This window comes from Glutamicibacter sp. NPDC087673, assembly GCF_044743255.1.
Taxonomy (GTDB): Bacteria; Actinomycetota; Actinomycetes; order Actinomycetales; family Micrococcaceae; genus Glutamicibacter.
Window position 1 is genome coordinate 359,394 of sequence record NZ_JBIUWB010000005.1, and the last position, 23,636, is coordinate 383,029.

The 23,636-nt window shown below is 61.4% G+C and carries 29 protein-coding genes and 4 tRNA genes; 12 read left to right on the forward strand and 21 right to left on the reverse strand.

The window, feature by feature from the left end:
• The first annotated feature begins 17 nt into the window (after nucleotides 1–17).
• Nucleotides 18–1,088, forward strand: a complete 1,071-nt coding sequence (locus ACIOTL_RS14095) for a LacI family DNA-binding transcriptional regulator (RefSeq protein ID WP_400343202.1) — start codon at nucleotides 18–20, stop codon at nucleotides 1,086–1,088.
• An 81-nt stretch (nucleotides 1,089–1,169) separates the two neighbouring features.
• On the opposite strand, the gene pyrE is transcribed toward ACIOTL_RS14095, so the two are convergent.
• The gene (gene pyrE, locus ACIOTL_RS14100) at nucleotides 1,170–1,727 is read right to left on the reverse strand and encodes an orotate phosphoribosyltransferase (protein ID WP_181148872.1); all 558 of its coding nucleotides are present in this window, start codon (nucleotides 1,725–1,727) and stop codon (nucleotides 1,170–1,172) included.
• 39 nt (nucleotides 1,728–1,766) lie between these two features.
• On the opposite strand from pyrE, the gene ACIOTL_RS14105 reads away from it, so the two are divergent.
• Both ACIOTL_RS14105 and nadE read left to right on the forward strand, forming a co-directional pair.
• Nucleotides 1,767–2,204 (forward strand): MarR family winged helix-turn-helix transcriptional regulator, encoded by a 438-nt coding sequence (locus ACIOTL_RS14105; protein ID WP_105657893.1) that lies wholly within the window; start codon nucleotides 1,767–1,769, stop codon nucleotides 2,202–2,204.
• Between the two features lie 92 nt (nucleotides 2,205–2,296).
• Nucleotides 2,297–3,121 carry an ammonia-dependent NAD(+) synthetase gene (nadE, locus tag ACIOTL_RS14110; protein WP_133834975.1) on the forward strand — a complete coding sequence of 275 codons (825 nt, stop codon included), beginning with the start codon at nucleotides 2,297–2,299 and terminating at the stop codon, nucleotides 3,119–3,121.
• Between the two features lie 3 nt (nucleotides 3,122–3,124).
• Here nadE and ACIOTL_RS14115 read toward each other — a convergent pair whose 3' ends face one another.
• The 4 genes from ACIOTL_RS14115 to ACIOTL_RS14130 form a co-directional block, all read right to left on the reverse strand.
• On the reverse strand, nucleotides 3,125–3,424 hold the full coding sequence (locus ACIOTL_RS14115) for a transcriptional regulator (RefSeq protein WP_105657891.1): 300 nt from the start codon (nucleotides 3,422–3,424) through the stop codon (nucleotides 3,125–3,127).
• A complete protein-coding gene (locus ACIOTL_RS14120) occupies nucleotides 3,421–3,861 on the reverse strand; it encodes a hypothetical protein (protein WP_105662662.1) in 441 nt (146 codons plus the stop codon). The genes ACIOTL_RS14115 and ACIOTL_RS14120 overlap by 4 nt, the downstream gene beginning before the upstream one ends.
• Nucleotides 3,858–4,061 (reverse strand): hypothetical protein, encoded by a 204-nt coding sequence (locus ACIOTL_RS14125; RefSeq protein ID WP_105657889.1) that lies wholly within the window; start codon nucleotides 4,059–4,061, stop codon nucleotides 3,858–3,860. Before ACIOTL_RS14125 ends, ACIOTL_RS14120 begins: the two co-directional genes overlap by 4 nt.
• Before the next feature lie 116 nt (nucleotides 4,062–4,177).
• A complete protein-coding gene (locus ACIOTL_RS14130; protein WP_400343205.1) occupies nucleotides 4,178–5,320 on the reverse strand; it encodes an acyl-CoA dehydrogenase family protein in 1,143 nt (380 codons plus the stop codon).
• Nucleotides 5,321–5,392: 72 nt separating this feature from the next.
• On the opposite strand from ACIOTL_RS14130, the gene ACIOTL_RS14135 reads away from it, so the two are divergent.
• Nucleotides 5,393–5,896 (forward strand): MarR family winged helix-turn-helix transcriptional regulator, encoded by a 504-nt coding sequence (locus ACIOTL_RS14135; RefSeq protein WP_400343207.1) that lies wholly within the window; start codon nucleotides 5,393–5,395, stop codon nucleotides 5,894–5,896.
• On the opposite strand, the gene mmsB is transcribed toward ACIOTL_RS14135, so the two are convergent.
• Nucleotides 5,891–6,787 (reverse strand): 3-hydroxyisobutyrate dehydrogenase, encoded by an 897-nt coding sequence (gene mmsB, locus ACIOTL_RS14140; protein ID WP_105662664.1) that lies wholly within the window; start codon nucleotides 6,785–6,787, stop codon nucleotides 5,891–5,893. The genes ACIOTL_RS14135 and mmsB overlap by 6 nt on opposite strands.
• A complete protein-coding gene (locus tag ACIOTL_RS14145; RefSeq protein ID WP_400343209.1) occupies nucleotides 6,784–7,836 on the reverse strand; it encodes a 3-hydroxyisobutyryl-CoA hydrolase in 1,053 nt (350 codons plus the stop codon). Before ACIOTL_RS14145 ends, mmsB begins: the two co-directional genes overlap by 4 nt.
• A 105-nt stretch (nucleotides 7,837–7,941) precedes the next feature.
• Here ACIOTL_RS14145 and ACIOTL_RS14150 point away from each other — a divergent pair, with 105 nt between their 5' ends.
• Complete coding sequence (locus ACIOTL_RS14150) at nucleotides 7,942–8,742, forward strand: exodeoxyribonuclease III (RefSeq protein ID WP_400343211.1); 801 nt, start codon at nucleotides 7,942–7,944, stop codon at nucleotides 8,740–8,742.
• A gap of 14 nt (nucleotides 8,743–8,756) precedes the next feature.
• Entirely contained in the window at nucleotides 8,757–9,599 is an 843-nt protein-coding gene (locus ACIOTL_RS14155; RefSeq protein WP_105658002.1) for a hypothetical protein, read from the forward strand.
• A gap of 52 nt (nucleotides 9,600–9,651) precedes the next feature.
• Here ACIOTL_RS14155 and ACIOTL_RS14160 read toward each other — a convergent pair.
• From ACIOTL_RS14160 to ACIOTL_RS14175, 4 genes are all read right to left on the reverse strand, one after another.
• Nucleotides 9,652–9,725 (reverse strand) — tRNA-Asp (locus tag ACIOTL_RS14160).
• Nucleotides 9,726–9,786: 61 nt separating this feature from the next.
• Nucleotides 9,787–9,859 (reverse strand) — tRNA-Phe (locus tag ACIOTL_RS14165).
• Between the two features lie 49 nt (nucleotides 9,860–9,908).
• A tRNA-Asp gene (locus ACIOTL_RS14170) sits at nucleotides 9,909–9,982 on the reverse strand.
• A 55-nt stretch (nucleotides 9,983–10,037) separates the two neighbouring features.
• Nucleotides 10,038–10,110 (reverse strand) — tRNA-Glu (locus tag ACIOTL_RS14175).
• A 138-nt stretch (nucleotides 10,111–10,248) separates the two neighbouring features.
• On the opposite strand from ACIOTL_RS14175, the gene ACIOTL_RS14180 reads away from it, so the two are divergent.
• Nucleotides 10,249–10,620, forward strand: coding sequence for a metallopeptidase family protein (locus tag ACIOTL_RS14180; RefSeq protein ID WP_400343214.1), 372 nt, complete (start codon nucleotides 10,249–10,251; stop codon nucleotides 10,618–10,620).
• 778 nt (nucleotides 10,621–11,398) lie between these two features.
• The gene (locus tag ACIOTL_RS14185) at nucleotides 11,399–13,099 is read left to right on the forward strand and encodes an NlpC/P60 family protein (RefSeq protein ID WP_400343216.1); all 1,701 of its coding nucleotides are present in this window, start codon (nucleotides 11,399–11,401) and stop codon (nucleotides 13,097–13,099) included.
• A 78-nt stretch (nucleotides 13,100–13,177) separates the two neighbouring features.
• Here the strand turns inward: ACIOTL_RS14185 and ACIOTL_RS14190 are convergent, their stop codons facing one another.
• Nucleotides 13,178–14,155 (reverse strand): universal stress protein, encoded by a 978-nt coding sequence (locus ACIOTL_RS14190; RefSeq protein ID WP_105657882.1) that lies wholly within the window; start codon nucleotides 14,153–14,155, stop codon nucleotides 13,178–13,180.
• A 169-nt stretch (nucleotides 14,156–14,324) separates the two neighbouring features.
• Here ACIOTL_RS14190 and ACIOTL_RS14195 point away from each other — a divergent pair, with 169 nt between their 5' ends.
• On the forward strand, nucleotides 14,325–15,776 hold the full coding sequence (locus ACIOTL_RS14195; protein ID WP_181148871.1) for an NCS2 family permease: 1,452 nt from the start codon (nucleotides 14,325–14,327) through the stop codon (nucleotides 15,774–15,776).
• A 92-nt stretch (nucleotides 15,777–15,868) separates the two neighbouring features.
• Nucleotides 15,869–16,378: a DUF2087 domain-containing protein gene (locus ACIOTL_RS14200; RefSeq protein WP_181149090.1), complete on the forward strand. Its 510-nt coding sequence runs from the start codon at nucleotides 15,869–15,871 to the stop codon at nucleotides 16,376–16,378.
• On the opposite strand, the gene ACIOTL_RS14205 is transcribed toward ACIOTL_RS14200, so the two are convergent.
• Together ACIOTL_RS14205 and ACIOTL_RS14210 are read right to left on the reverse strand one after the other, a co-directional pair.
• Nucleotides 16,375–17,202, reverse strand: a complete 828-nt coding sequence (locus ACIOTL_RS14205) for a spermidine synthase (protein WP_286134238.1) — start codon at nucleotides 17,200–17,202, stop codon at nucleotides 16,375–16,377. The two genes, ACIOTL_RS14200 and ACIOTL_RS14205, sit on opposite strands and share 4 nt — an antisense overlap.
• Complete coding sequence (locus tag ACIOTL_RS14210; protein ID WP_400343219.1) at nucleotides 17,195–17,701, reverse strand: GNAT family N-acetyltransferase; 507 nt, start codon at nucleotides 17,699–17,701, stop codon at nucleotides 17,195–17,197. Before ACIOTL_RS14210 ends, ACIOTL_RS14205 begins: the two co-directional genes overlap by 8 nt.
• Before the next feature lie 152 nt (nucleotides 17,702–17,853).
• Between ACIOTL_RS14210 and ACIOTL_RS14215 the strand changes: the two genes are divergently transcribed.
• Entirely contained in the window at nucleotides 17,854–18,234 is a 381-nt protein-coding gene (locus ACIOTL_RS14215; protein ID WP_105657877.1) for a hypothetical protein, read from the forward strand.
• On the opposite strand, the gene ACIOTL_RS14220 is transcribed toward ACIOTL_RS14215, so the two are convergent.
• The 7 genes from ACIOTL_RS14220 to ACIOTL_RS14250 form a co-directional block, all read right to left on the reverse strand.
• Nucleotides 18,231–18,920, reverse strand: a complete 690-nt coding sequence (locus ACIOTL_RS14220; RefSeq protein WP_400343221.1) for an O-methyltransferase — start codon at nucleotides 18,918–18,920, stop codon at nucleotides 18,231–18,233. The two genes, ACIOTL_RS14215 and ACIOTL_RS14220, sit on opposite strands and share 4 nt — an antisense overlap.
• Nucleotides 18,917–19,237 carry an MTH1187 family thiamine-binding protein gene (locus tag ACIOTL_RS14225; RefSeq protein ID WP_400291005.1) on the reverse strand — a complete coding sequence of 107 codons (321 nt, stop codon included), beginning with the start codon at nucleotides 19,235–19,237 and terminating at the stop codon, nucleotides 18,917–18,919. The genes ACIOTL_RS14220 and ACIOTL_RS14225 overlap by 4 nt, the downstream gene beginning before the upstream one ends.
• Before the next feature lie 53 nt (nucleotides 19,238–19,290).
• Nucleotides 19,291–19,608, reverse strand: coding sequence for an AzlD domain-containing protein (locus ACIOTL_RS14230; protein WP_105657874.1), 318 nt, complete (start codon nucleotides 19,606–19,608; stop codon nucleotides 19,291–19,293).
• Nucleotides 19,605–20,336: an AzlC family ABC transporter permease gene (locus tag ACIOTL_RS14235; protein ID WP_286134236.1), complete on the reverse strand. Its 732-nt coding sequence runs from the start codon at nucleotides 20,334–20,336 to the stop codon at nucleotides 19,605–19,607. Before ACIOTL_RS14235 ends, ACIOTL_RS14230 begins: the two co-directional genes overlap by 4 nt.
• Nucleotides 20,317–21,003 (reverse strand): hypothetical protein, encoded by a 687-nt coding sequence (locus tag ACIOTL_RS14240; protein WP_105662673.1) that lies wholly within the window; start codon nucleotides 21,001–21,003, stop codon nucleotides 20,317–20,319. The genes ACIOTL_RS14235 and ACIOTL_RS14240 overlap by 20 nt, the downstream gene beginning before the upstream one ends.
• A gap of 5 nt (nucleotides 21,004–21,008) precedes the next feature.
• Nucleotides 21,009–21,878: a glycerophosphodiester phosphodiesterase gene (locus ACIOTL_RS14245; RefSeq protein ID WP_400343223.1), complete on the reverse strand. Its 870-nt coding sequence runs from the start codon at nucleotides 21,876–21,878 to the stop codon at nucleotides 21,009–21,011.
• A gap of 210 nt (nucleotides 21,879–22,088) precedes the next feature.
• Entirely contained in the window at nucleotides 22,089–22,646 is a 558-nt protein-coding gene (locus ACIOTL_RS14250; protein ID WP_105662675.1) for a dihydrofolate reductase family protein, read from the reverse strand.
• A gap of 266 nt (nucleotides 22,647–22,912) precedes the next feature.
• Between ACIOTL_RS14250 and ACIOTL_RS14255 the strand changes: the two genes are divergently transcribed.
• Nucleotides 22,913–23,407 (forward strand): hypothetical protein, encoded by a 495-nt coding sequence (locus tag ACIOTL_RS14255; RefSeq protein ID WP_400343225.1) that lies wholly within the window; start codon nucleotides 22,913–22,915, stop codon nucleotides 23,405–23,407.
• Nucleotides 23,408–23,636 lie beyond the last annotated feature (229 nt).

The window sequence follows — 23,636 nt, forward strand, 5'->3', positions numbered from 1 at the left end:
CTACTGTTAGTGACGTGATGACCCCTCAGACCGGAATCCCCGGGATCGCCAATGCCCAGCAGCCGCAGATCCCCGGCGAGCCTTCCAGCACACGCGTGACCATCAACGACGTCGCGCGCGCCGCGCAGGTCTCCGTCTCCACCGTCTCGAAGGTCGTCAATGGCCGCTACGGGGTCGCCCCGGCCACCATCGCCAAGGTCCACCAGGTCATCAGCGAACTGGGCTACGAGACCTCGCTGGTCGCCTCCTCGCTGCGCAGTACCCGCACCAACATCATCGGCATCCTGGTGGCGGAGTTCGAGCCCTTCTCGCTGGGCCTGCTCAACGGCATCTCCGCGACCCTGCGCGGAACCCAATACGATTTGATGGCCTACGCGGGCAACCTTTCCCCCGAAGGGCATGCCGGCTGGGAACGCCGCTCCCTGTCCCGCTTGGGCGGAACGCTGATCGACGGCGCCATCATCGTCACCCCCACCGTGGAAGTCCCGCACAGCTCGGTGCCGGTCGTCGCCATTGACCCGCATGCCGGTCCGGAAATGCCGATCGCCATCGACGTGGACAACCGTTCCGGGGCCTATACGGCCACCCGGCACCTGCTGGATCTGGGCCATCGCCGCATCGGGCACATCCGCGGGCGCGGGGACCTGGCTTCCGCGCACCTGCGCGAGCAGGGCTACCGCCAAGCGCTGGAAGAGGCCGGCGTGGAATTCGATGGGCAGCTGTCGCACGATGGCGATTACCAGCATGATGCCGCGGTGCAGGCCGCCCATGACCTGCTGGACCTGCCCCAGCCGCCCACGGCAATCTTCGCGGCCAATGACCTCTCAGCCCTGGCCGCCTTGCAGGTGGCCGGCGAACGCGGGCTACAGGTTCCCGGCGATCTTTCGATCATCGGCTTCGATGACATCCCGGCCGCGGCACAGTCCTCTCCCCCGCTGAGCACCGTGCGCCAGCCGCTGCATGAGATGGGCGCCCAGGCGGTGAGCATGCTGCTGGGCCTGCTTGCGGGCGAGGACGTCCGCTCCCCCGGCCACCTGCCTGCCGTGCTCGTCCCGCGCGAGACCACGGGCCCCGCGCGCAGCAGCTAGCCGGGAAAAGCAGAGCACCCCGCCGCGCACCGGGAATTCTCCGGTGGGCAACGAGGTGCTGTGCAGGGAATCGCTTGCCGGCTACAGGCCCAGCTCGTTCTTGCCGTAGGCGAACAGGTACGGAACGCCGGCTTCTTCTTCGATGCGTTCCTTGGCTCCGGTGTCGCGGTCAACGATCACGGCCACGGCAATCACGTTGCCGCCGGCCTTGCGCACGCCCTCGACAGCGGTCAGCGCCGAACCGCCGGTGGTGGAAGTATCCTCGAGCACGATGACATCGCGGCCTTCGACGCTCGGGCCCTCGACCTGGCGGCCCATGCCGTAGGACTTCTGCGCCTTGCGGACCACGAAGGCGTCGATGGCGCGGTCCTTGGCCCGGGCGGTGTGCATGATGGCGGTGCCTACCGGGTCAGCGCCCATGGTCAAGCCGCCCACATTGCTGAATTCCAGCTTGGCCTCGTCCAGCAAGCCAAGCATGACTTCGCCAACCAAGCCCGATGCTTCCTGGTGCAGGGTTACACGGCGCAGATCGATGTAGTAATCAGCTTCCTTGCCCGAGGACAAGGTGACCTTGCCGCGCACAATGGCTAGTTCTTGGATCAGTTCTTTTAGTCGCTCACGGGCGCTGGTTTCGCTCATACCCTCGATTCTAGTCGGCATCATGGCTAGGCTGATTCCATGAACGCAAAACGCCCCTTGGGTTACTGGCTGAAATTGGTGGATTCGCTGATTGACGAGCAGTTTGCAGCGACTTTGGAAGAGCACGGTGTGACACGCAGGCAATGGCAGGTGCTCAACCTGCTGGAGCAGCAACCTGCCACCGAGGCGCAACTGGACGCCGGGCTTTCCCCGTTCTTCGCCTCGCCGGATGAACCGCAATCATTGAGAGAGCACCTTGCCGAGTTGATCGAATCCGGCTGGGTTACGGCAATCAACGGCGAGTATTCCATCACCGATCGGGGCCACACCTCGTTGCTCAAGCTCAGTGAGCTCGTGGAAAAGATCCGCACCCAGTTCGGCCAGGATCTGGACGGTTCCGAATATGACGCGGTGGTCGAAGCCTTGGAAAAGATTGCGCGCAATCTCGGCTGGAACCCGGACCAGGATTCCGAATAGCCCCTCCGGGATTTGTTGAGAACAGATTAACTTTCGTTCCCAGCCTGTGCAGCGGTACCGCACGGCGAGGGCTCATGCCTAGGATTAGAAGCATGCGTGAACTGCAAGCAAAGATCATTGAAGAGCTGGGCGTGCGCCCGGAAATCGACGCGGCCGACGAAATTCGCCGTCGTATCGACTTCCTCAAGGACTATCTGGCCGCTACCGGCGCCCGGGGTTTCGTGCTGGGCATCTCCGGCGGCATCGATTCAACGCTGGCTGGGCGCTTAGCCCAGTTGGCCGTCGAAGAGGTGCGCGAATCCGGCGGCGAGGCGCACTTCGTGTCGGTGCGCCTGCCGCATGGCGTGCAGAAGGATGCGGCCGATGCGGAAGCGGCCATGGATTTCGTGGCTGCCGACGAGCAGTTCGAGGTGAACATCCAAAAGCCTGTCGCCGCTTTCGATGAAGCCCTGGCCGATGCGGGCCACCTGGCGCTGAGCGATTTCAACCGCGGAAACCTCAAGGCCCGCACCCGGATGATCATGCAGTACGCCATGGCCGGGGACCGCGGGATGCTGGTCCTGGGCACCGATCACGCGGCCGAATCGATTACCGGCTTCTTCACCAAGTTCGGCGATGGCGGAGCGGACCTCCTGCCCCTGGCCGGGCTGAATAAGCGCCAGAACCAGGCACTGCTGCGCGAGCTGCAGGCTCCTGAGCTGCTGTGGGCCAAGGAGCCTACCGCGGACCTGCTGGACGGCCAGCCGCTGCGCGCAGATGAAGAGGAACTTGGCCTGACCTATCCGCAGATTGATGACTACCTCGAAGGCCGCGAGATTGACCCTGCGGCGGCCGAGGTCATCGAAAGGCGCTTCGTGGGATCCCGGCACAAGCGCACCGTACCGGCCACCTACTGGGACAAATGGTGGCGCGCTTGAGGATTACCCCAAGCCGGTGATTTCCTTCAGCGCCTGGACATGTTGCGCAAAGGCCTCCTGCCCAGCTGAAGTCAGCTTCGCCCAGGTACGAGGCCTTTTGCCCACATACCCTTTCTTGATCTGCACGTAACCGCCGGCTTCCAGTGCGCTCAGATGCCGGGAAAGCACCGAATCCGAAATGCCGATGGCTTCTTTCAAGGATTTGAAATCGGCTTCGTCCACGGCTTGCAAGGAGCCCATCAGTGAAAGCCGTACCGGGTTGGAGAAGTCGTCGTTGAGCCGTTCGCGAGCATGGGCATTCACTTGCGCACCATCGCAATTCCGGTCAGGAACAACGGCGCGGCAACGATAATCCAGATCAACGCGATGGCGCCCCAGCCCATGGGTCCCGCCCCGAGCAAGGCCACTGCCACCGCGTAAAGCACCATGCTCGCAATGAACCCCCGAAGATACATCTTGGAATGCCCGCGCGGCAGCGAGCGGTAGAGCTTCCCGTAAGCCAAGGACATCGCTGCAACGGATACGCAGAACAACGCCATGATGACGATGAAGCCGATAAAATCCGCATCGGGACGAAAGACCTGCAGCAGAGCAGCCAGGCCGCCCATGAGCACTCCCAAGATGATGCAATAGGTGCCCAGCAATTTGGCTCCGTACCCGGCGGCACGCTGCATTCCCTGCTGCGCCAACCCCAGGGCGGCCAGTTGCTCTTCAGGGCTCATTTTCTTGCCGGAACTCATTTGCTGGCCGCCTTGCGAGCCTTCTGCTGGCGCTGTGCGTAGACGGACGTCATGGTCATGCAAATTGCCATGAAGAAGCCCATGCCAATGAAGATCAGGGAGTTGTTGCCCGTGGCATAGGCGGTCATGGCCATTGCCGCGAAGGCCAGACCTGCCGCAACGGTGATGATGGTGTACCAGGTGCTGAATGGAATCTTCATTGTCCTGCTCCTTTGGCTTTGATCTTCCGAGTTCCCCAACCATAACAAGTACTTTCCGCTTTGGAAAGTACTTGTTATGAATTAGCTGGAAAGATTCCAACGGACGGATGCCCCGGCTACACGAAGGCACTGACTCCGGTCAGGGCACGTCCCACAATCAGCGAATTGATTTCATAGGTGCCTTCATAGGTATGGAGAATCTCGACATCGCAGAAGACCTTGGCCATTTCGAAATCGCTCACAATGCCATTGCCGCCAAGCATCGCTCGGCCCAAGGCGGCCGAATCCCGCGCCAGGCGGGTGGCAGTCGACTTCGCCATTGCCGCATCCACCATGTGCAATTCCGCGCGCTCTTGCTTGCGGGCAATATCGCCCATCATGGAAAGGCAGGCGCTCAGGTTGCCTGCAATTTCGGCCAGGGGCTGCTGAATCAACTGGAAAGCGGCCAGCGGCTGCCCGAACTGCTGGCGCTGCGCGACGTAGGCGCTGCAGATGTCGAGCGTTGCCATCATCGCGCCGACAGCCTGCCACCCCACCCACGCGCGAGATTGCATTAATAGCTGGTTTGCCGCAGCGAAGCTGGTCACCCCTGGAAGCTTATTCGCGACGGGAATCCGCACATTCTCCAGCCGAATATCCGCATTCTGCATGCTGCGCAGCCCGATCTTGTGTTCGATCTTGGAAGCGCTATAGCCAGGGCGGTCCGCTTCAACGAGGTAGGCCCCGACCTGCGAAGTTTCTTCGTCCTTGGCCCAGACCAGCGCGAAATCGCTGAAGGTGCCCATGCCGATCCACCGCTTGGCCCCGTTCAGAACGTACTGGTCCCCGTCGCGCTGCGCGGTGCTCCGTATGCCGCCGGCGATATCCGATCCATGTTCCGGTTCGGTCAGCGCAAATGCGCCGTAGGCTTCAAAGCCGGCGAGCTTGCCCAGCCACTGCTCGCGCTGCTCTTCCGAGCCCAATTCGCGGATCATCCCGATCACCAGTTCGTTGTGGATGCCGACCACGGATGAGATTGAAATATCGGCGCGGGCGAGTTCTGCATGGATCAGCCCCCGCAGCAAATGCGAGCTGTCCCCCAGCTGCAATCCGCCCAGTCCGAGTTCGGCCAGTTTTCCAATCAGCTCGGTCGGAAATTCTTCGCGGTTCCAATAGCCAACGGACTGCTTGCGCACCTGATGCTGCGCTACCTGCCTGATTCCAAGCAGTCGCTGCCGTTCGGTTCCACTTAGTTCTCCGGCCACATTCAAGAGGTCCATCCGGGGATTCCTTCCAAACCATAGGATGTCCAAGTATATTGTTGGACTAAGTCTTCTTTTGGGGGTATGCACATGACTTCTCCGCTCTCACGCGATCCAATCGCGCAAGCCAGGGAACAATGGATTTCCCATGGATGGTCAGCCGAGGCCGACTCCATGGCCGCAATTACCGCGGTGATGCGCACGGCATCGATTTACCTGCAGCGAGCCGATGCCATCCTCAAGCCGCACGGGCTGACCTTTGCGCGATTCGAAGTACTCGCCTTGCTCGGTTTCTCCAAGCGCGGCTCCCTGCCCATGAGCCAAGCCAGCCAGCTCCTGCAGGTCCACGCCACCAGCCTGACCAATTCGGTAGACCGCCTGGAAGCTACCGGTTTGGTGCGGCGCATCCCGCACCCGACCGACGGCCGCACCCGCCTTTTGGAACTCACGGCCGCAGGCCAGCAAGTGCTGCCAGCGGCCCGCGGCGATCTGAACGAAAAGCTCTTTGCCCAGAGCGATCTCTCCGGCAACGACGCCACCGAGATTTTCGAGATCCTGGCCCGATTCCGCAAGGCCTCCGGGGACTTCCTATAGCGATCCGTCGCGGATCGCGTTGATAATCCCGGAAAAATCGGTTCCCGCATCGCCCTCATCGCTGAACTTGCGGTACAGCGCTGCGGCCAGGGAGCCGAGCTGGGCATCGGTACTCGTATGCTCCAGCGCGCTAGCTGCCAGGCCGAGGTCCTTGGCCATCAGCGCTGCGGCAAATCCTGGCTGGTAATCGCGATTGGCAGGGGAAGCAGGCACAGGTCCGGGCACCGGGCAATTGGTGGTGACCGACCAGCATTGCCCCGACGCGGAGGAAATGACATCGAAGAGCGCCTGGTGCTCCAAGCCCAGCCGTTCTCCGAGCACGAAGGCTTCGGCAGCGCCAATCATCGAGATGCCCAGCAGCATGTTGTTGCAGACCTTGGCGGCCTGGCCTGCGCCGTACCCGCCGCAGTGCACGATCCGCTTGCCCATGTGCTCCAGCAGCGGGGTGATCTCTCCGAGATCTTCGGCCTGCGCACCGAGCATGAACGTCAAAGTCCCCGCTTCTGCCCCGACCACGCCCCCGGACACCGGAGCGTCGGCGCTTCGATGCCCCGCGGAGACCGCAAGCTGCGCCGCTTCACGGGCCTGCGCTACGTCGATGGTGGAGCACTCCAGGAACAGCGTATTGGGCTTGGCGCTATCGAGCAGGTATTCGCGGTAGGCATCGAGCACGTGCTTGCCCGAAGGGAACATCGTGATGACGATGTCCACGCCGGCGGCCGCCTCGGCTCCGGTAGCCACGGTGCCGATGCCTGCTTCTCGGGCGGCCTGCACCGCATCAGGAACCACGTCGAAGCCCTTGATCCGGTAGCCTGCCTTGTGCAGGTTGATGGCCATGGGCAATCCCATATGGCCCATGCCCAGGAATCCGATAACTGGTTTTGCGTTCATGAGTGGCTCTTTTCCGCTAGATCTTCACCGAGCAGTGCGAAAGTTAGTTCTGCCCCGAACAGGGGCTCCAAATGCCGTTGCGTGCGCTGGCCCGGGCTTAGCCCCGGGACTGCTTCCGTCCATTGCGGGGTGCGGTCCTTGTCGATGACTGCGGCGCGAATCCCCTCGGCGAAATCGGGGTCATCAAGCCGGTGAACGGCAGCCCGATACTCTCGCCGCAGGTCTTTTCTCAAATCCGCTCCAGCCAGGTGGATCAGTTCTTCGGCCAAGCGCACCGAGCTCGGGCAGGCGGCGCCCAATGCCTTCAACGCCTCTTGGGCTTGCGGGCAGTCGTGCAGCTCCAGTGCACGCATGACCGCTGGGGTGCTTGCCTCGCCAAAGGCCTGCACCCATTCTTCGTGCAGGAAGCCAGGCTCCGGAGTCTCGGCATAGATGGCCAGCACCGATGCGGCCGGCTGGGCCTCGAGGTCTGCGAGCACGTCGGGGATCCGGGCCTCGGGCACATACGAGTCGGCCAGGCCCAAAGTGATGGTGTCGGCCGCGCCGAATTTCATTCCAGTCAATGCCGCCAATCGTCCGGCCGCATGCGGGGCACGCGCCAGCAAATGCGTTCCGCCTACGTCCGGGAAGAATCCGATACCGACTTCCGGCATGCCGCAACGGCTGGTTTCGGTAACTATGCGATGGCTGCCATGCGCCGAGATGCCGATGCCGCCGCCAAGGACGATTCCGTCCATGAGCGCAATGTACGGCTTGGGGTACTCGTCGATCAGGACGTTGAGCTGGTATTCAATGCGCCAGAAGTCAGCCGAAGCACCGCTGCGGTCCAAGATATCCCGGTAGATCGCCACGATATCCCCGCCGGCGCACAGGCCGCGCTCCCCTGCGCCCATAACCGCTACCTGGGCGATATCCGGGTCATCGCGCCATTCCAGCAGCACGTCGAGGAAGTCGCGGCACATGTCCGCGTTGAGGGCGTTCAGGGCCTTCGGCCGGTTCAGCGTTATGAGTCCCAGGTGCCCCCGGCGTTCGGTCAGAATCTCAGGCAACAGACTCTCCTTTGAGTGATTGAGGTCACCTATTAGTGTCGAATATACTCGGACTTCCAACTAAATTGAAGTGGCACAAGACAGCAAACTTGATAGGTTGAACTAGTGAAGATTGCAACCTGGAATGTGAACTCGCTGCGAGCCCGCGCCGACCGTGTTGAGGACTGGCTGCGACGTACCGATGTAGATGTCCTGGCTATCCAGGAAACTAAGTGCAAAGACGACAATTTCCCCTGGGAACTGTTCGAGAACAACGATTACGAGGTAGCGCACTTCGGAGTCAACCAGTGGAATGGCGTTGCCATCGCTTCTCGCGTTGGCCTCGAGGATGTTGAGCGCACCTTCCCCGGGCAGCCGGAATTCGGCAAGGCCGGCAAGAATCCGATCCAGGAGCCTCGCGCCATCGCGGCAACCTGTGGCGGGGTGCGCGTCTGGAGCCTGTATGTACCCAACGGACGCGCGTTGGATGATGAGCATATGGGCTACAAGCTGAACTGGCTGGATGTGCTCAAGCAGGAATCCGCCCGATGGCTGGCGGAAAACCCCGAAGCGCAGATTGCCTTGATGGGCGATTGGAACATCGCGCCAAAGGACGAAGACGTGTGGGATATCGGCTTCTTCCTCGAGAACAAGTTGACCCACGTCTCGGCGCCAGAGCGCGCCGCCTTCGCTGCCTTCGAGGAGCTGGGCTTCACCGATGTCGTGCGCCCGCACACCGAAGGCGAATACACCTACTGGGATTACACGCAGTTGCGTTTCCCCAAGGGCGAAGGCATGCGCATCGATTTCTCGCTCACCTCGCCTGCGCTCACCGCACGCGTAACCGGCGCAAGCATTGACCGCGAAGAACGCAAGGGCAAGGGCGCCAGCGACCACGCCCCGGTCATCGTGGAGCTGGCCGACTAGTCATGGTGGCAAAGATGATTGGGCCCGCCGCAGAGCTGACCGCAGCGACAGCGCACCTGCGCGTCTACGAGCCGCTGGATGCTTTCGAGGATTGGGCCCAGTCCATCATCCTGCGTACCCCGCGGCGCACCGCGGAGCAGTGGGATGACTTCGAGAACGAGCGGCTGTGGAGCCGCACCCTGCGCCATGTCTCCGACCCGTTCCCGCATAATGAGCCGGAATTCTTCCGCAGCGTGAAGTCCTTGGACTACCAAGGGGCCGAGCACACGCGCTATTGCCCGGGGCAATTGCAGGCACGCAGCCTGCTCGCTGCCGAACAAGCCGAAGAAGCCATGCGGGCCGAGGTTTTCGACCTGCTGGTACCGCCGGCAGCGCGGCAGGCTAACGCACAACGCGTTGATGCCGACCGCCTGGCCAATGACCTGACCCATCTGCACACGAGGACCTCTTCATGGGGCATCCCGCTGGGCTGGTTTGCCCTCTTCCGCGAGGACGACGAGCACGAGCTGCTTCACAGCGGTGAGCAGCTGAAGACGGTTCGCATGTACGCCACTTTCGAACAGGCCATTGACCGCCTGGCTTGGGCAGTCCAAGCGCTGGCATCCCATGCGCCGCAGTCGCAGCTCTTCGAGGAGCTGGGCAGCCTTGGCGGCTGGCTGGAATCCTTCGACAACAGATCGGTCATTGAACTGGATTATGGCCTGTTGGCAGAAATTGTGTGGCCCGATGATTCCGCGAACGACTTGATGCACGGCATTCAGGCGTTGGAAGACGAGGACATGACTAGCGCCGCCGCCGCATACCGCCGGCTGAGCAATCGCTGGATTGGTCCGCGGCATCTTGGCCGCGCGAACTAACTGCCCCTGGATACAGCAAAAGCCCCGGAATCCGGAGCTTCTGTTTAGTGTGCGACCCTGACGGGACTTGAACCCGCGACCTCCGCCGTGACAGGGCGGCGCGCTAACCAACTGCGCTACAGGGCCTAGTGCTTTGAATAAATTCAAGTCACACAGTAAAACCCCCGGGATAAACCGAGGGCCTGCGTGGCTCCGACCGGCGTCGATCCGGTGACCTTTCGATTTTCAGTCGAACGCTCTACCAACTGAGCTACAGAGCCTGGTACCACTAAGTGGACACCAAATCTACTATTGAAATAGTAAATTGAGCGACCCTGACGGGACTTGAACCCGCGACCTCCGCCGTGACAGGGCGGCGCGCTAACCAACTGCGCTACAGGGCCTTGCTTTCGCAAGCCAATGGATTTCTCCATCTGACAACCACATAATGGTTGTTTGTACCCCCAACGGGATTCGAACCCGTGCCGCTGCCGTGAAAGGGCAGTGTCCTAGGCCGCTAGACGATGGGGGCCTAAGTTGTTCGCTTCGGTTTCTTGCTTCTCCGTAGCGGACTCCAATAACTATACGCAGTGTTTTTTGCTTTTGCAAAATCGGCACCTGGACGAGTTTCATCCATGCCAAATCGGGTGCGCGGGCCTAGTCTGGAAGCATGCTTTTTGAGATGGATGACGACGAATTCCAGACCCTGGTCGAGCAGGCCATCGACGCCAATCCGGAGGCTGCATTCGCCATGATGGACAACGTCATTTTCTTCATCGAAGACGAGTATGAGCCGCTTCCAGGAGAACCCAAAAACCCTGAAATTCTGGGGTTATACGAGGGTATTGCGCTCACGGAACGGGACCTGGACTGGGGCACGGGCGCACTTCCCGACCGCATAACGATCTTCAAGAATCCGACGCTTCGAGCCTGCGAAACACGTGAAGATGTAGTGCGGGAAATTGGGATTACAGTGATGCACGAAGTGGCCCATCACTTCGGAATCGACGACGCGAAATTGCACGATTTAGGGTGGTCATAGCCCCAAATCCGCAGAATCTTCTTTTGAGATCTGCCTCACAAAAATACTCGAATACAGTGGTCGCGTCGAGGTCGAAAGAGACCCAAAGCACAGGCGTGGCGCTTGGAACCGCCATCCGGGTCCAGTCGACCGGCGGGCAAGCCGCCCAAAAGCCGTTTCGCAACGACTGGCGCGCCGGTCGGTTTCCCGTTGCCCCGCTAGCGGCTGCTTTATCCGGGCGTGATCAGGTGCAGCTAGCCGGAGGAACCTGGCATGTCCCTTGCCCTTGTCCACCCAGCGGCTCTGGGCCCCTCCGCCACCAAGGGCAGCGAGGTGATCCCGATTGGGAGCACGGCACCGCACCCCTTCAAAAGGATTTCGCCATTGGAGCCGGCGCCTCCGAGGCAGACCCAGCGAAGCAGAGCTTTGCGCCCTCCCGGAGTACCTTCCCTTTTAAAGGCAAACCTTTTTTGCAGCCGCACATTCCCCTCCGGCACGTTACCCAAGCTTCACGACAATCGATACCTTGGTAACGAGGCGAGATATATGTCTGAGTAATTTCCCAGCCACTCTTGATCAGCCACACAGATCCCAAATGCCACTATCTTCGCAGATCACCGCCGAATACCCAGGCGAATTACACGAATGGGATTCATGTGACTGATGTGAACAGTGTTGCCAAGCGTGTCTTAATTGGCCTAATGTGCTATTTGGAGTCTTATCCGAATCGTGACCTACTCATCGGTGAAGGTCACGACTCACGCACTCCGCGTCATCCAAGTACTTAGTGAGGAACGATATGGCTACTCGCCACACGCTCGGTGTTGCTGCAAGCACCCTAGCCCTAGCGGTGTCCTGCATTGCAGGCGCTTTGCCCGCTTCCGCATCTACTTCAGCTCTGCTTCCTCAGTCTGTGGCCATCGCTGCCGCACCTAGCGCTTCCGCGCTACCTTCGGACGCAGAGGTCCAGGACGCAAAGAAGGATAAGGCTTCGACGAACGCGATGATCGCGCGCATCGAAGCTTCCCTGGCTTCCAGCCGCGCCGAACTGAAGCGCGTTGAAACTGAGGCCGCTCAGGCTCAGGAATCCCTGCTCACCGCCGGCGAAGAGCGCGATCTGCGCACCGCTGCGGCCGAGAAGGCTGTAGAACAGCTCGAGTACGCAAAGACTTACCTGGAGCAGAGCCGCAACGATCTGGGTGCTATCGCTTCGGATATCTACCGCAATGGCGCAGGCACCTCGACCCTGAGCCTGCTCCTTGATGACAACCAGGAAGGCGACCTGTTCTACAAGGCCGCTACCATCGACGCGTTGAGCGAACAGAAGGTCCAGTCCGTCAACACCGCCACCGAGGCCGAAGGCCTCGTTTCGGCTTGGCAGGAATATGCTGATGCGGCACAGAACGCCGCCGAAGAAGCTGCAGCCAACTATGACGCAGCCGCAGCGACCGCGAACAGCACCCTGTCCACCTACGAAGCAGCTATCGCACCTGAGAAGCAGCTGCGCGATGACTTGATCGGCCACCTCGCCACCTTGAAGCAGAAGGAAGAGGCCGAGGTTCGCCAGGCGGTTGAAGAGCGCGAAACGCAGGAGCAGGAAAAAGCTCTCGCGGACGCCATCGCCGAAGAGGAAACCGCCAAGGTTCCCGAAACGAAGCAAGACTCCGTTCAGCCGCTCTCGGTTGAAAAGCCACGTGAGCTGGAGCAGGCCGAACCTGAAGAGGAAACGGTCAAGCCGGAGCCTGAGAAGGTTGAAGAGGAGCCGGAAGCTGTTGAGCCTCCCGTAGCGCCGAAGTCGGAGCCAACTAAAAAGGCCGAGCCAAAGCCGGAACCGACCAAAAAGGCCGAACCGAAGCCGGAGCCAACCAAAAAGGCCGAGCCGAAGCCAGAGCCAACCGAGAAGGCCGAGCCAAAGCCGGAGCCAAAGCCAACCAAGAAGGCCGAACCGAAGCCGGAACCCACCAAAAAGGCCGAGCCGAAGCCGAAGGCTACCCCGAAGCCGGCACCCAAGCCTGAGCCAAAGCCGGAGCCCAAGCCGAAGGTCACCCCGAAGCCAGCGCCTAAGCCTGAGCCAAAGCCGGAACCTAAGCCGGAGCCGAAGCCTGAAGTCGCGCCGCAGTCCGGCAGCAACTACTCAGCAGCGTTTTCCTGGGCCTTGAAGACCGCGGATGATCCCAGCAAGTACTACGTTTACGGTGCCAACGGTCCCGATGCTTTCGACTGCTCGAGCTTCTCGCAGCGAGCTTTCGGCAAATCCGGCATCAGCCTGCCACGTACTTCGTCCCAGCAGTTCGCTAGCGCCCCGCAGTACGTGTCGCTGAGCAACCTGCGCCCAGGCGACTTGGTGTTCTCGTCTTCCAACGGCGGTTCCTCGTTCTACCACGTAGCCATCTACATCGGCAACGGCCAGGTCGTCCACGCTCGCAACCCGAACGCCGGCATCTCGGTGACTCCACTGAGCTACGTCAACAACCTCTACCCGAAGGCAGCCCGCTACTAAGTGCCACCCCCTCGAGCACGAAGGCCGCACACCCTTTTGGGTGTGCGGCCTTCCTGCATTCTGGCTACAGGCGTGCGGTCACTGCTCCTGCGCCCGCGTATCGAAGTCCTTGCGGTTCTCCAGGCGAGGGTCATCCGAGTCCGGCACGACCATCACCGGGCCCTTGGAGTGGTGCAAAACGCCCTGCGAGGTTGAGCCAAGCAGCATCCCGGTAAAGCCGCCGCGGCCCCGCGAGCCGGTGACGGTCAGTACCGCATGCTCGGATTCGCGGATCAGCACCTCGACGGGAGGCCCGGAGACCACATCGGTTTCCATCTTCAGCGACGGATAGTGCGACTTCAGCCATTTGGAGCCCACACTCATCTGGTAGCGCACATCTTCCAGCACGGCTTCCTGGTCAACGGTCGCCGGCATCCATGCCAGCGCCGCCCCCACCGGCGGCACCGCGCAGATCAGGCGCAGCGTCAGGTCGCTGGCGATGGCCGCGTCCGCGGCCGCCAGCACCGCTGAACGCGCGCGGTCTGAACCGTCAACGCCGACCACGATGCAGTTGCGGTTCGACGCCGCGGCGGCACCGGCCTCTTCCTGCTCCTTGGCCATGGCCAGCGGAACCACGACGGTCGGGCACTTGGAGTGCGCGGGCAGTGCCGAGGACACCGAGCCGAGCAGGCGGCCAACGAAGCCACCGCGGCCACGGGTTCCGACCACTACCAATTCGGCGTCCTGGCTCAGGTCCAGCAGCACGCCGGACGGGTCGCCGGATTCGATATAGGTGCGGATGGCCGCCGTGCTGCCTTCAAGCTCTGCGCGGGCCTGGCGCACAATGTCCTCGGCTCCCCCGCGGATCAGGTCGTCATCCAGGGTCGAGTAGCCTGCGTCCATGGAGGACGCGGCGAACACCGGGATGGTGTAGGCGGACACGATATTCAACACGCTGCCGCGGCGTACCGCTTCGCGTTCGGCCCAGCGCAAAGCGCATCTGCTCTGCTGGGATCCGTCCACGCCAACGACAATTCCTTCAATCTTCTCTGCTGCGACTGGTGCTTCGTCACTCATCAGACTCGCTCCTCAACTACCTCAGATATAACGGGATGTGATTTCCCTTACCACCAATGTACTTGCTTCCGCAGTTCTAGGTGTGAGTTGGGTCTAAAGTTTTCGCGTACAGCCTACTGGACACTCGGATCGATATGAATCAGCGCCCGAAACGTCATAGAATTTTTCCATGTCCTCCTCCACACAAACCGCGTCCGGGAATGCTATGGCCGCGCGCATCGACCGATACTTCAAGATTTCGGAACGGCGTTCAACGTTCTCCACCGAAGTTCGCGGCGGCATCGCCACCTTCTTCGCGATGAGCTACATCGTCGTCCTCAACCCGCTGGTTCTTTCCGGTGCCGATTCCTCGGGCGGCGAGTTGGGCATCCAGCGCGTTGCCGCGGTGACCGCATTTGTCGCCGGCATCCTGACCATCCTGATGGGCATCTGGGCCCGCCACCCATTCGCCATGGCTACCGGCTTGGGCGTCAACGCCTTCGTCGCTATCACCGTGGCAACCAACCCGGAACTGACCTGGGCTGATGTCATGGGCCTGGTGCTCATTGCGGGTGTGGTCATGTTCGGCCTGGTGCTCACAGGGTTCCGGACCGCGGTGTTCAATGCGGTTCCAGCCGGATTGAAAACCGCCATCGTGGTGGGCATCGGCATGTTCATCGCACTGATCGGCCTGGTCAACGCCGGCTTCGTCCAGCGCCTCCCGGATGCCGCGAACACCACCGTTCCGGTGGGCCTGGGCTTCGACGGAGAGCTGATGGGCTGGCCGATCCTGGTCTTCGTGGTCGGCCTGCTGCTGACCATGGCCCTGGTGGTGCGCAAGGTCAAGGGCGCGATCCTGATCGGCATCGTCGTTTCGGCGATCCTTGCCAACATCCTCGAAGCCGTCTTCCACATCGGCGCGATGGAGACCAATACCTGGTCGCTGGTGGTTCCGTCGCTGCCCGAGTGGACCCTTCCGGACCTGTCGCTGATCGGCCAGGTCAGCGTATTCGGCGCCTTCAGCAAGATCGGCGCCACCGCCGCTTCGCTGCTGGCCTTCGTCATCCTGCTCTCGATCTTCTTCGATGCCATGGGCACCATGGTGGGCCTGGCTTCCGAAGCGGGTTCCATGGACGAGAACGGGCAGATCCCCAACGTGGACAAGGTCCTGCTGGTGGATGCGGCCGGCGCGATCGTCGGCGGCGGCACCTCCAGCTCCTCGGCGCAGATCTTCGTGGAGTCCGGTGCCGGCATCGGCGAGGGCGCCCGTACCGGCCTGGCCTCGGTAGTCACCGGCCTGCTGATGATCGTCGCGATGTTCCTGAGCCCGCTGATCTACCTGGTGCCTTTCGAAGCCGTGGCGCCGGCACTGGTCGTGGTCGGTTTCATGATGATCACCCAGGTCTCCAAGATCGATTGGAACGACTGGGGCATCGCGCTGCCGGCCTTCCTGACCTTCACCCTGATGCCGTTCACCTACTCGATCGCCAATGGCATCGGTGCCGGCTTCATCTCCTACGTCTTCATCCGCGCCACGCAGGGCCGCGCCAAGGAAATCCACCCGCTGATGTGGGTTGTTTCCGCGGCTTTCGTGCTGTTCTTCGGCATCGGACTGATTGAGATGTGGGCCGGGGTCAAATAGCCCCGAAGCCCTCCAGGCGCCCCGTCATTGCTCCGGCGATGGCGGGGCGTTTTTTGCCTCCGGCCCGGCGGGAACTGGCTAGGATGGGCACTATGAGCGATCAGCAGAACACCGCTGGGCAGTGGATCCAGGTGGCCGCAGGCTTGAAGAACCCCTCGATGCGCCGGCTTCTCGGGGCGGTATTGAGCGGGCACGGGGTACCCGAGCAGGCCAATAAGTCCGAACGCAAGGACTTGGAGCGCTGGGCCAGCATCGGGCTTCTGCGCCAAGAGGGGTCCGGCTGGGCGCTGAACGACGAACTGCTGGAGAAGACCTTGGCTTCGGCCTCGGCCGCGAAGGCCGACCGCGTCGGGATCCGCCGCTTCTTCGACGAACACAAGCTGCATAGCCTCCCGGCGAAACCAGCGGACCGCCATGAAGTGCTGGTCTACCTGCGCAATGCGGTGATAGGAGCCGGGGACGAACTGCGCGAAGAGCAGCTCAATGAACGGCTGCGGGTATTCCACCCGGACGTCGCGCTGCTGCGCCGCTACATGGTTGACCACGGCCTGCTGCAGCGCGCAGCAGACGGGAGCGGATACCGGATGGGCCCCGGGAGCTAGCCGGTAATCGGCACGGCCCCGGTGGCGAAGCGCTGCACTGCCGCCCCTGAAACCAGCTGCGCCGGCAACGGCGCAGTGCGCAGGCTGCGTTCGAATGCAGGGCCGAGCTTGAGCGGTTCGTCGCTGGCCAGGAACACGATGTTCCCGTAGCGCCGGCCCTTGAGCATCGGCGGGTCGGCGATCATGGCCACATGCTCGAAGACCTCCAGCAGCGTCGCGGCTTCCGCCTTGGCGCCGGACAGGTCCGCGGTATCGCCGCAATTCATGATGTAGACGCCCCCGGCATCCAGCACGCGCTGGGCTTCGCGGGCGTAGTCCGCCGTGGTCAGCACGCGCGGGGTGGTGCTCCCGGCGAAGACATCGCGGATGATCACATCGCGGCTCGCATCGCTCAAGGTGGGCAGCACCTGGGCTGCGTCTCCCACGCGCAGGCGTACCAGCGGAGCGCGCGGAACCTCGAAGTGGACGCGCACCAGCTCGGCCAGCTTGGCATCCAGCTCCACCACGACCTGCCGGGCGTTTTCATAGCTGGCCGCGACCCAGCGGGCCATGGAGCAGCCACCTCCGCCAAGGTGGAGCACGCGCAGCTTGCGGGCGCGCCCGTCGTATTGCCCGGCCGGGAAACCGATGGCGAAGACCGGTTCCATCCAGCGCATGTACTCGAAATCGAGGTAGGCCGGGTCCTCCAGGTCCACATGGGAGGAGGGCACGCCGTTGACCTTCAGGATATAGCGGCTGGCGCCGTAGGGATCAGCTTCAATGATCGCCGTTCCGGTGTCGATCGGATACTCTCCGAGCATTGATTCCTTGGCATCCCTAGCCACGCGCGCGCACCATTCGTTGTTCGATTAAGCCATTCCAGCTGCCAGTCAGGGCTTCACTGGTTCCATCAGGCGTGAATCCCTGCTTCGCGAAGAAGGCCAGGGCCCTCTCGTTGCCTTGCAGGACCCAGACCAGGGCGTCGTGCTGTCCAAGGACAACATCGAAGAGGTGCTGGCCCAGTCCGGTACCGTAGTACTCTTCCAGGACATAGAGCATGCCCAATTCGACGTCCACACCGGCATCCTGGTCTTCTTCGATGGCCGGAGTTCCACCGGCTAGCCCGATGATGCGGCCATCACGGTCTTCCGCGATGAAGAATTGCGCTCCGGATGCCAGCCCGCGTTCCCACCAGGCTGCCTGGCCATCAAGTTGGCCATCATGGTGGGCGAAAAAGGACTCATCGCGAAGTGCGGCGTACGCTTCTCGCCAGGCTTGCAATTTCATTTGCAGCGCTGGGCGGACGTCTTGTTCAGTAGCCAGTCGGATTCGGTAGTCGTTCATTTGCGGCACTTCTCTAGCCTACGGCAGTGACTTCGCTATTTTCTTCCAACGCACCAAGGCCCCCTCCTACTAAAGTAGTATTGCGGACTGTCCAAATGCTTGAAAAAATATTCACGTAGTCGTAAACTTTTTGGCTCAAAGGGGGGGCGGACTTGAACCGGAATACAAAATACGCTGCCTTGACTGGTGGCCTTGTCGGTTCCCTGACCCTGACCATCAGCCTTTCCTCGACCTTCTGGGTGATTTTGCTCGGTTGCGTTCTCCTAGCCGCCGGCTTCAGCATTCTGGCCAGGTTCGAACGCTTCTGGGGCCCGGCCGAACCGGACCACTACTACTACATCGTTCCCATGCTGGTTGGCCCGGTAGTTGCGGGGCTGGTGCGCAATACCGGTTATGCCCTGTGGGTCGGCCCGCCGATGGGTATTCTCTGCGGATTGGGCGTGTACTTCTTGATCCTGAAGTCGCCGCCGTTCAAGCACGATGAAGCCGGGGAACTCGAATTCGAGCGCCCCGAGCGCTATCCAACGCGCTAGAGGACTCGCGCTAGCGCGAACCCGTCCCACCCCTTGACGCCTATAGTCTGCAGCGCCGTGGCTGATACGCGCGGGTCATCGCGCAACCACCGCAAAGAGTCCTGGATTCCGCGAACATCGGCTTCTTGCGTCCCATGCCGGGATGGGTCATCCAAGACCGCGCCGCTGCGCACCACGTTGTCGAGCACCAGCACGGTGCCTGAATGCGCCAGCTCCAGTGCGCGTTCCAGGTAGGGCACGTTGTTGCGCTTATCGGCATCTATGAAGATCAGGTCAAATGGTGCAACGCGTTTGGAAATCAGCGAATCCATGGAACCCTGAGCGGCCCCCAACCGGATTTCAACACGTTCTGAAAGCCCTGCCCGCTGCAAGTTCTCACGCGCAATCGAGGCATGCAGGGGTTCAAATTCGCAGCTGATGACGGTACCAGCTGCACCGACGCCCCGGGCGAGCCAGCTGGTGGAGTAGCCTCCGAGGGTTCCGATCTCGAGGACCCTCCGGGCACCTGTGATCTCGGTGAGCAGCTGGAGGAACTTTCCCTGGGCAGGACTGACTTCAATCCGTGGAAGCCCGGCACTATGGGAATGCTCCCGGCCTGCCTCCAAGGCATCAACGCGCAACCCCAGCGCCTGTTCCAAATATTCATCGACGGCTGCGGCATGGTTCTCTGCAGAATGGTGGATCATGACGACATGTTCTCCTCACTATCCTCAATAGCCTTCTCCAGGCGTTGGATTTTGCCATCGAGCTCACCTTCGTAACCGGGGCGGATATCGGCTTTCAACACCAGCGATACGCGCGAACCGAATCGGCCAACGGCCATGGTGGCTTGCTTGACTACCTCCATGACTTCGTCCCATTCACCTTCGATCTCGGTGAACATGGAGCTGGTGCGATTGGGGAGGCCAGAATCGCGGACGATTTTCACCGCTTCGGCCACTGCATCGTGGACCGAACCGTTGGGGTTGTCGTTACTTGGGGCTACGGAGAAAGCTACAATCATGCTTCCACTGTCCCACTACGCCTTGTGCTTGTCATCCGCCTTGCAGGCAATATCTAGGCAGCTAGTCCGCTCGCCCTCAAGACGATGGCCGCCAGAGCACCGACGACAACGACGACAAGATAGGGTGCCTTGAAAGCCAGTGCGATAATCGCCGCCGCGAGCGCACCGATACGGGCGTCAATCACCAGTTCCTGCCCGGAGGTGAAGGCGTTGACCGTCACCAACGAGGCGAGCAACGCAATGGTCAGCGTGGCCGCGACATGGGACATGGTCGGCGAGTCCAGAACCTTGCGTGGCACAAAGTAGCCGCAGAGCTTGATTGCGTAGGCCGTCAGACAGGCTCCCAGAATCCACCAGCTCAATTCGCTCAAGGCTGGTCCTCCTCAATGCTTTCCAGATCGCCGTGCTCGGTCGCAGCCGGGGTCCGGCGGCCGGTGGCCACCGCGTAGATCGCAGCGCAGGCCGCGGTTACCAGAATCGGCAAGCCCGGCGCGGTGACCGGCACAGCCAGCGCGGTGAGGATTGCGGCCGCAATCGCGATCATGACCGGTTCAACTGACTTCAAGCGCGGCCAGAGCAAACCGATGAAGGCGGCGACCGCGGCGCCATCGAGCCCCCAAGCCGCGGGGTCCCCCATGCGTTCTCCGAGCAAGGCTCCGACGAGGGTGAACAGATTCCACAGGACGTAGACGCCCACCCCGGCGGTGAAGAAACCACGGCGCTTCTCGGCCAGGTCCGATTGCCCCAAGCTGACTGCGGTGGATTCATCGATGGTCACCTGAGCCATCCAGGGCACATGCCGTCCCAAAGGCCGCAATGCCTGCTTGATCTGCATCCCGTACACGGCATTGCGGATTCCCAGCAGCGAAGCGGCGGAGAACGCTGCCGAGGCAGCACCTCCGCCTGAGATCACGCCGATAAAGGCGAACTGCGATCCGCCGGTGAACATCAAGGCGCTCAAGGCAACGGTTTGCCACAGATCCAGTCCTGCAGCAATGGACAGGGCCCCGAAGGAAATGCCGTAGAGCCCGGTGGCGATCGCGATGGAAAGGCCCATCCTGGTCGCCGGAGTGAACCAGCTAGCGGACGTGGCGTGCATCGTACCTGACCTTGTAGACACCGCGCTTGACCTTTGCGTCGCCGATCTCGACGTGCTGCAGCTGGTTCAGGTGCTTCACGTGGGTGCCACCGCAAGGTTCGGCATTCACCCCGGCGATGCTCACGGTACGGATGCCCTGAGCATCGGTGGCCGTTGTGATTTCTCCGCCGCCAGCGATGAGTTCATCGACGCGTCCTTGGAGCCAGGCCTTGGCGGCGGCCCGTTCGTTCTCATCGCCCAATGGCAGGTCGAGGCTGGCCGGATCGAAGTCGAGGCGCGACTGCCCAGGGAAGTGCGAGTGGCCCTGGTGCTGCCAGCCGCGGTCTTCGCCAGCGAAGCCCAGGACGTGCCCTGCGGTGTGCAATGCGGCATGGGAAAGGCGCAGCTCGCCATCGATCTCAGCTAGGACCTGATCACCCACCTGCCGGGCGCCGGCGCCGTACAAGACCACCAGTGCATTCGCGTCGCGCTGGACTGAGACAGGCAGCCCGTCCACGGTGCCTGAGTCTTCGGGCTGGCCTCCACCACGGGGATGGAAGATATTGGGGCTCAGGGCAATCCACTGCCCGTCTTCGCCGCTTCCCGTTGCAATGACTCGGGCCTCCGCAGCAAAAATGTACGTGTCCTGCAGGTACAGGTTGACCTGTGCGATTTCTCCGGTGTTCATGTGGCCTAGCTCAGCTCCAATTCTTTGCGCAGTTCTGCCGGGCGGTTGCTCGTCAATTCCCCGACACCCAGGTCCACCAGGAATTGCGCATCCGCGGGACGGTCAACCGTCCAGATGCGCGCCTTCAGCCCTTGTTCCAGCCAGCGGCGCACAAGATGCTCATTGGCTCGGGTCCAGGCGACCCCGGATCCAATGATGCCAGCTCCCCCTGCGTTGATCAGTTCGATTCCTTCAGTCACGGAGCGGTAAAGAACATCGTAGACACCTGCTCGCCCCAGGTCGCCGGAATCAATGAGCTGCCGGACATAGTCCGGGTTGACCTCGGTCATCAGCTGGCACAATAGTGAAGTGCTGACGGTGCGTGCCAGATAGCGCAGGGAATTCGGCTCAAAGCTCATCAGGGTCACCGCGATCTGCCCTTGCGAGCCGGCCGTGCCCGTCTGCGGGTCGAAGCCATGGGCTGCGAGAACCTGCAGCACACCCTTTTCGAGCAGGTGGCCATAGGGGCTTGGATGCTTGATTTCGATAGCCAGGCCAATTGGCTTGCCGCGTGCTTCAATGAGCTCGAAAAGTTCGCCGAGGCTCAGGAGCTGTTCATTCTCCGCCCCGTACTCGGCCGGGACCATGCTCGGAACGACTCCAGTGAAGTCCATGGCTTTCATCTGGGCCAAGGTAAATCCGGCAACCAGACCGGCTGAATCAGAGGTGCGGTCGACTGTTGGATCGTGGTGGCAGACGACGATTCCGTCTTTGCTCAGATGGACGTCGCATTCGATTCCATCGGCGCCTTCGTCGATGGCCTGCAGATAGGCAGCACGAGTGTTCTCCGAATATTTATGGGAGCTGCCGCGATGGGCGAAAAAAAGCGTATCCATAATTCCTACGCTACGCGATCATCGCTCCTTGGCAACGCAGATTGGCCTCTGCCAAGACGCTAATTTCTTCGACTGCTTTCGTGGCTTCGGCCTGCGAATGCAAGCACTTGCTGCCATCGTGCAAAACACGAAGTTACCCGGCAAGAAAAGGTGTCCGCTTTCCTGATTCTGCCCCGGAATTCCAAGGCAAAATCGCCATCGTCATGGGAATCAGCCTGCACGCCGATAGCTGGCTGCGATTGCCCCGCTGGCCAGCGGCTGCGCTGATATCAACTGGAGGTGACGGGAATCCTGCAATCCTGCCTCATGCAGGGTTGGTCCGTGCCCGGCGATGACTGGATGGACTAGGAAGTGGTATTCGTCGATAAGTTCCATCCGGTCCAGAACCGTTGCCAATTTGCCGCTACCGAGCAGCACTCCATTGGGGTACTGGTCCTTCAGCTTCTGCACCGAGGCGCGTAGGTCGCCGCTTAGCAAGTGCGAATTCTTCCACGAGTACGCGGTGCGGGTGCTTGAGACAACGTACTTGGGCTTCTCCTCCAGCTGCTGCGCCCAGCGAAGCAGCGCTGGTGGCGCTGCGATATCTCCATGAGCGACGGCCGGCCAGTAATCTTCCATCAGCTCGTAGGTGGCACGCCCCCAGAGCATCGCTCCGTGCGCATTCATCAGTCGTGTGAAGTAGTCGTGCAATTCGTCGTCGGCGATGCCTTCGCGATGATCTACACAGCCATCCAGCGTGACGTTGATGCTGAATGTCAATTGTCCCATCGCAAGCTCCTGTAGCTATAGCCTCACCACCAGGTCCCCGGTGCCTTGACTGTAGGGTTGCCGGCCAGCCACGTCAAGCAGCGACGATGCATCATCAGGCAACTGGTGCGAAAGCAGAGACAGGCCCGTTCGCATCGGCGATGTCCGCCCAGCATCTGCGTTGGATGCAGAACCTGTAAGCGAAACACAATTTCACGCTCATCTTCCGGGAGACTAAGCGTCAAAGGTAGGCTCGCAGTGTGCCGCCACCAGACTCATCCCCAAGTTTGTCGCCTGGTCCCCGCGACCTCATGCCCATTGTCCAGGGCCTGGTCCAAGGCCCCTGGCCAAAGACCGAAGTCGAGCGTGAAGTCCTGTTCGGTGCCCTTGGATTCGTTTCCGGAAACAACGTTGATGCCGAAGACCACGATTCACCACATCAAATGATGAGCCTAGACCTCGGCCTGCCAGGAAAAATGGTGAGTTTTTGGGATACTTACCGTCGGCAATTCCTCAGCGTCTGCACCCACCTCTACGGATCGCTGAACGCCCAGGACCCGGTGGCCCAGTATGGCTACGAAGCCCTGCAGGCGCAGCTTTCCCAACTGTATGGCACTCCTGAGCGCCCTTGGGACGACGAAGATCAGTCGGTGGGCATGTGGCGCTGTAATGGCCGGAGCATCACCCTGCAGCTATTTGACCGGTCGGATAGCACCGTGATGCTCACCATCGAAGACCTGGTACTCGCGTCAATAATTGAAGCCGAAGAAGCAGCCCACTAGTCTTCTCACTCCTTGGACTGCTTGAAGCGGTTCAAAGCGATTGCGATGCTTCGATAATAGGCAGGCCGCAAGCCAACAGGAACAGTGCTTAAACAAGTGCAGGGGCCAGGCTTTCATGCCTGGCCCCTGCACGGGTTAAACAGGTGAGGCCCCGGCACCAAACGGTACCAGGGCCTCAAACCATCTACTCAAGTTAAGTCCGGCGGTGACCTACTCTCCCACACCCTCA

Excerpts from the sequence above, each read along its gene's own strand:
- pyrE (WP_181148872.1), bottom strand. The coding sequence starts at position 1,727 with ATGAGCGAAACCAGCGCCCGTGAGCGACTAAAAGAACTGATCCAAGAA.
- ACIOTL_RS14250 (WP_105662675.1), bottom strand. The coding sequence starts at position 22,646 with ATGGGACAATTGACATTCAGCATCAACGTCACGCTGGATGGCTGTGTA.
- ACIOTL_RS14135 (WP_400343207.1), top strand. The coding sequence starts at position 5,393 with ATGACTTCTCCGCTCTCACGCGATCCAATCGCGCAAGCCAGGGAACAA.
- ACIOTL_RS14200 (WP_181149090.1), top strand. The coding sequence starts at position 15,869 with ATGAGCGATCAGCAGAACACCGCTGGGCAGTGGATCCAGGTGGCCGCA.
- ACIOTL_RS14125 (WP_105657889.1), bottom strand. The coding sequence starts at position 4,061 with ATGAAGATTCCATTCAGCACCTGGTACACCATCATCACCGTTGCGGCA.
- ACIOTL_RS14240 (WP_105662673.1), bottom strand. The coding sequence starts at position 21,003 with ATGAACACCGGAGAAATCGCACAGGTCAACCTGTACCTGCAGGACACG.
- ACIOTL_RS14190 (WP_105657882.1), bottom strand. The coding sequence starts at position 14,155 with ATGAGTGACGAAGCACCAGTCGCAGCAGAGAAGATTGAAGGAATTGTC.
- ACIOTL_RS14185 (WP_400343216.1), top strand. The coding sequence starts at position 11,399 with ATGGCTACTCGCCACACGCTCGGTGTTGCTGCAAGCACCCTAGCCCTA.
- ACIOTL_RS14105 (WP_105657893.1), top strand. The coding sequence starts at position 1,767 with ATGAACGCAAAACGCCCCTTGGGTTACTGGCTGAAATTGGTGGATTCG.
- ACIOTL_RS14220 (WP_400343221.1), bottom strand. The coding sequence starts at position 18,920 with ATGATCCACCATTCTGCAGAGAACCATGCCGCAGCCGTCGATGAATAT.
- ACIOTL_RS14155 (WP_105658002.1), top strand. The coding sequence starts at position 8,757 with ATGATTGGGCCCGCCGCAGAGCTGACCGCAGCGACAGCGCACCTGCGC.
- ACIOTL_RS14180 (WP_400343214.1), top strand. The coding sequence starts at position 10,249 with ATGCTTTTTGAGATGGATGACGACGAATTCCAGACCCTGGTCGAGCAG.
- ACIOTL_RS14245 (WP_400343223.1), bottom strand. The coding sequence starts at position 21,878 with ATGGATACGCTTTTTTTCGCCCATCGCGGCAGCTCCCATAAATATTCG.
- ACIOTL_RS14130 (WP_400343205.1), bottom strand. The coding sequence starts at position 5,320 with ATGGACCTCTTGAATGTGGCCGGAGAACTAAGTGGAACCGAACGGCAG.
- nadE (WP_133834975.1), top strand. The coding sequence starts at position 2,297 with ATGCGTGAACTGCAAGCAAAGATCATTGAAGAGCTGGGCGTGCGCCCG.
- ACIOTL_RS14120 (WP_105662662.1), bottom strand. The coding sequence starts at position 3,861 with ATGAGTTCCGGCAAGAAAATGAGCCCTGAAGAGCAACTGGCCGCCCTG.
- ACIOTL_RS14210 (WP_400343219.1), bottom strand. The coding sequence starts at position 17,701 with ATGAACGACTACCGAATCCGACTGGCTACTGAACAAGACGTCCGCCCA.
- mmsB (WP_105662664.1), bottom strand. The coding sequence starts at position 6,787 with ATGAACGCAAAACCAGTTATCGGATTCCTGGGCATGGGCCATATGGGA.
- ACIOTL_RS14225 (WP_400291005.1), bottom strand. The coding sequence starts at position 19,237 with ATGATTGTAGCTTTCTCCGTAGCCCCAAGTAACGACAACCCCAACGGT.
- ACIOTL_RS14195 (WP_181148871.1), top strand. The coding sequence starts at position 14,325 with ATGTCCTCCTCCACACAAACCGCGTCCGGGAATGCTATGGCCGCGCGC.
- ACIOTL_RS14095 (WP_400343202.1), top strand. The coding sequence starts at position 18 with ATGACCCCTCAGACCGGAATCCCCGGGATCGCCAATGCCCAGCAGCCG.
- ACIOTL_RS14235 (WP_286134236.1), bottom strand. The coding sequence starts at position 20,336 with ATGCACGCCACGTCCGCTAGCTGGTTCACTCCGGCGACCAGGATGGGC.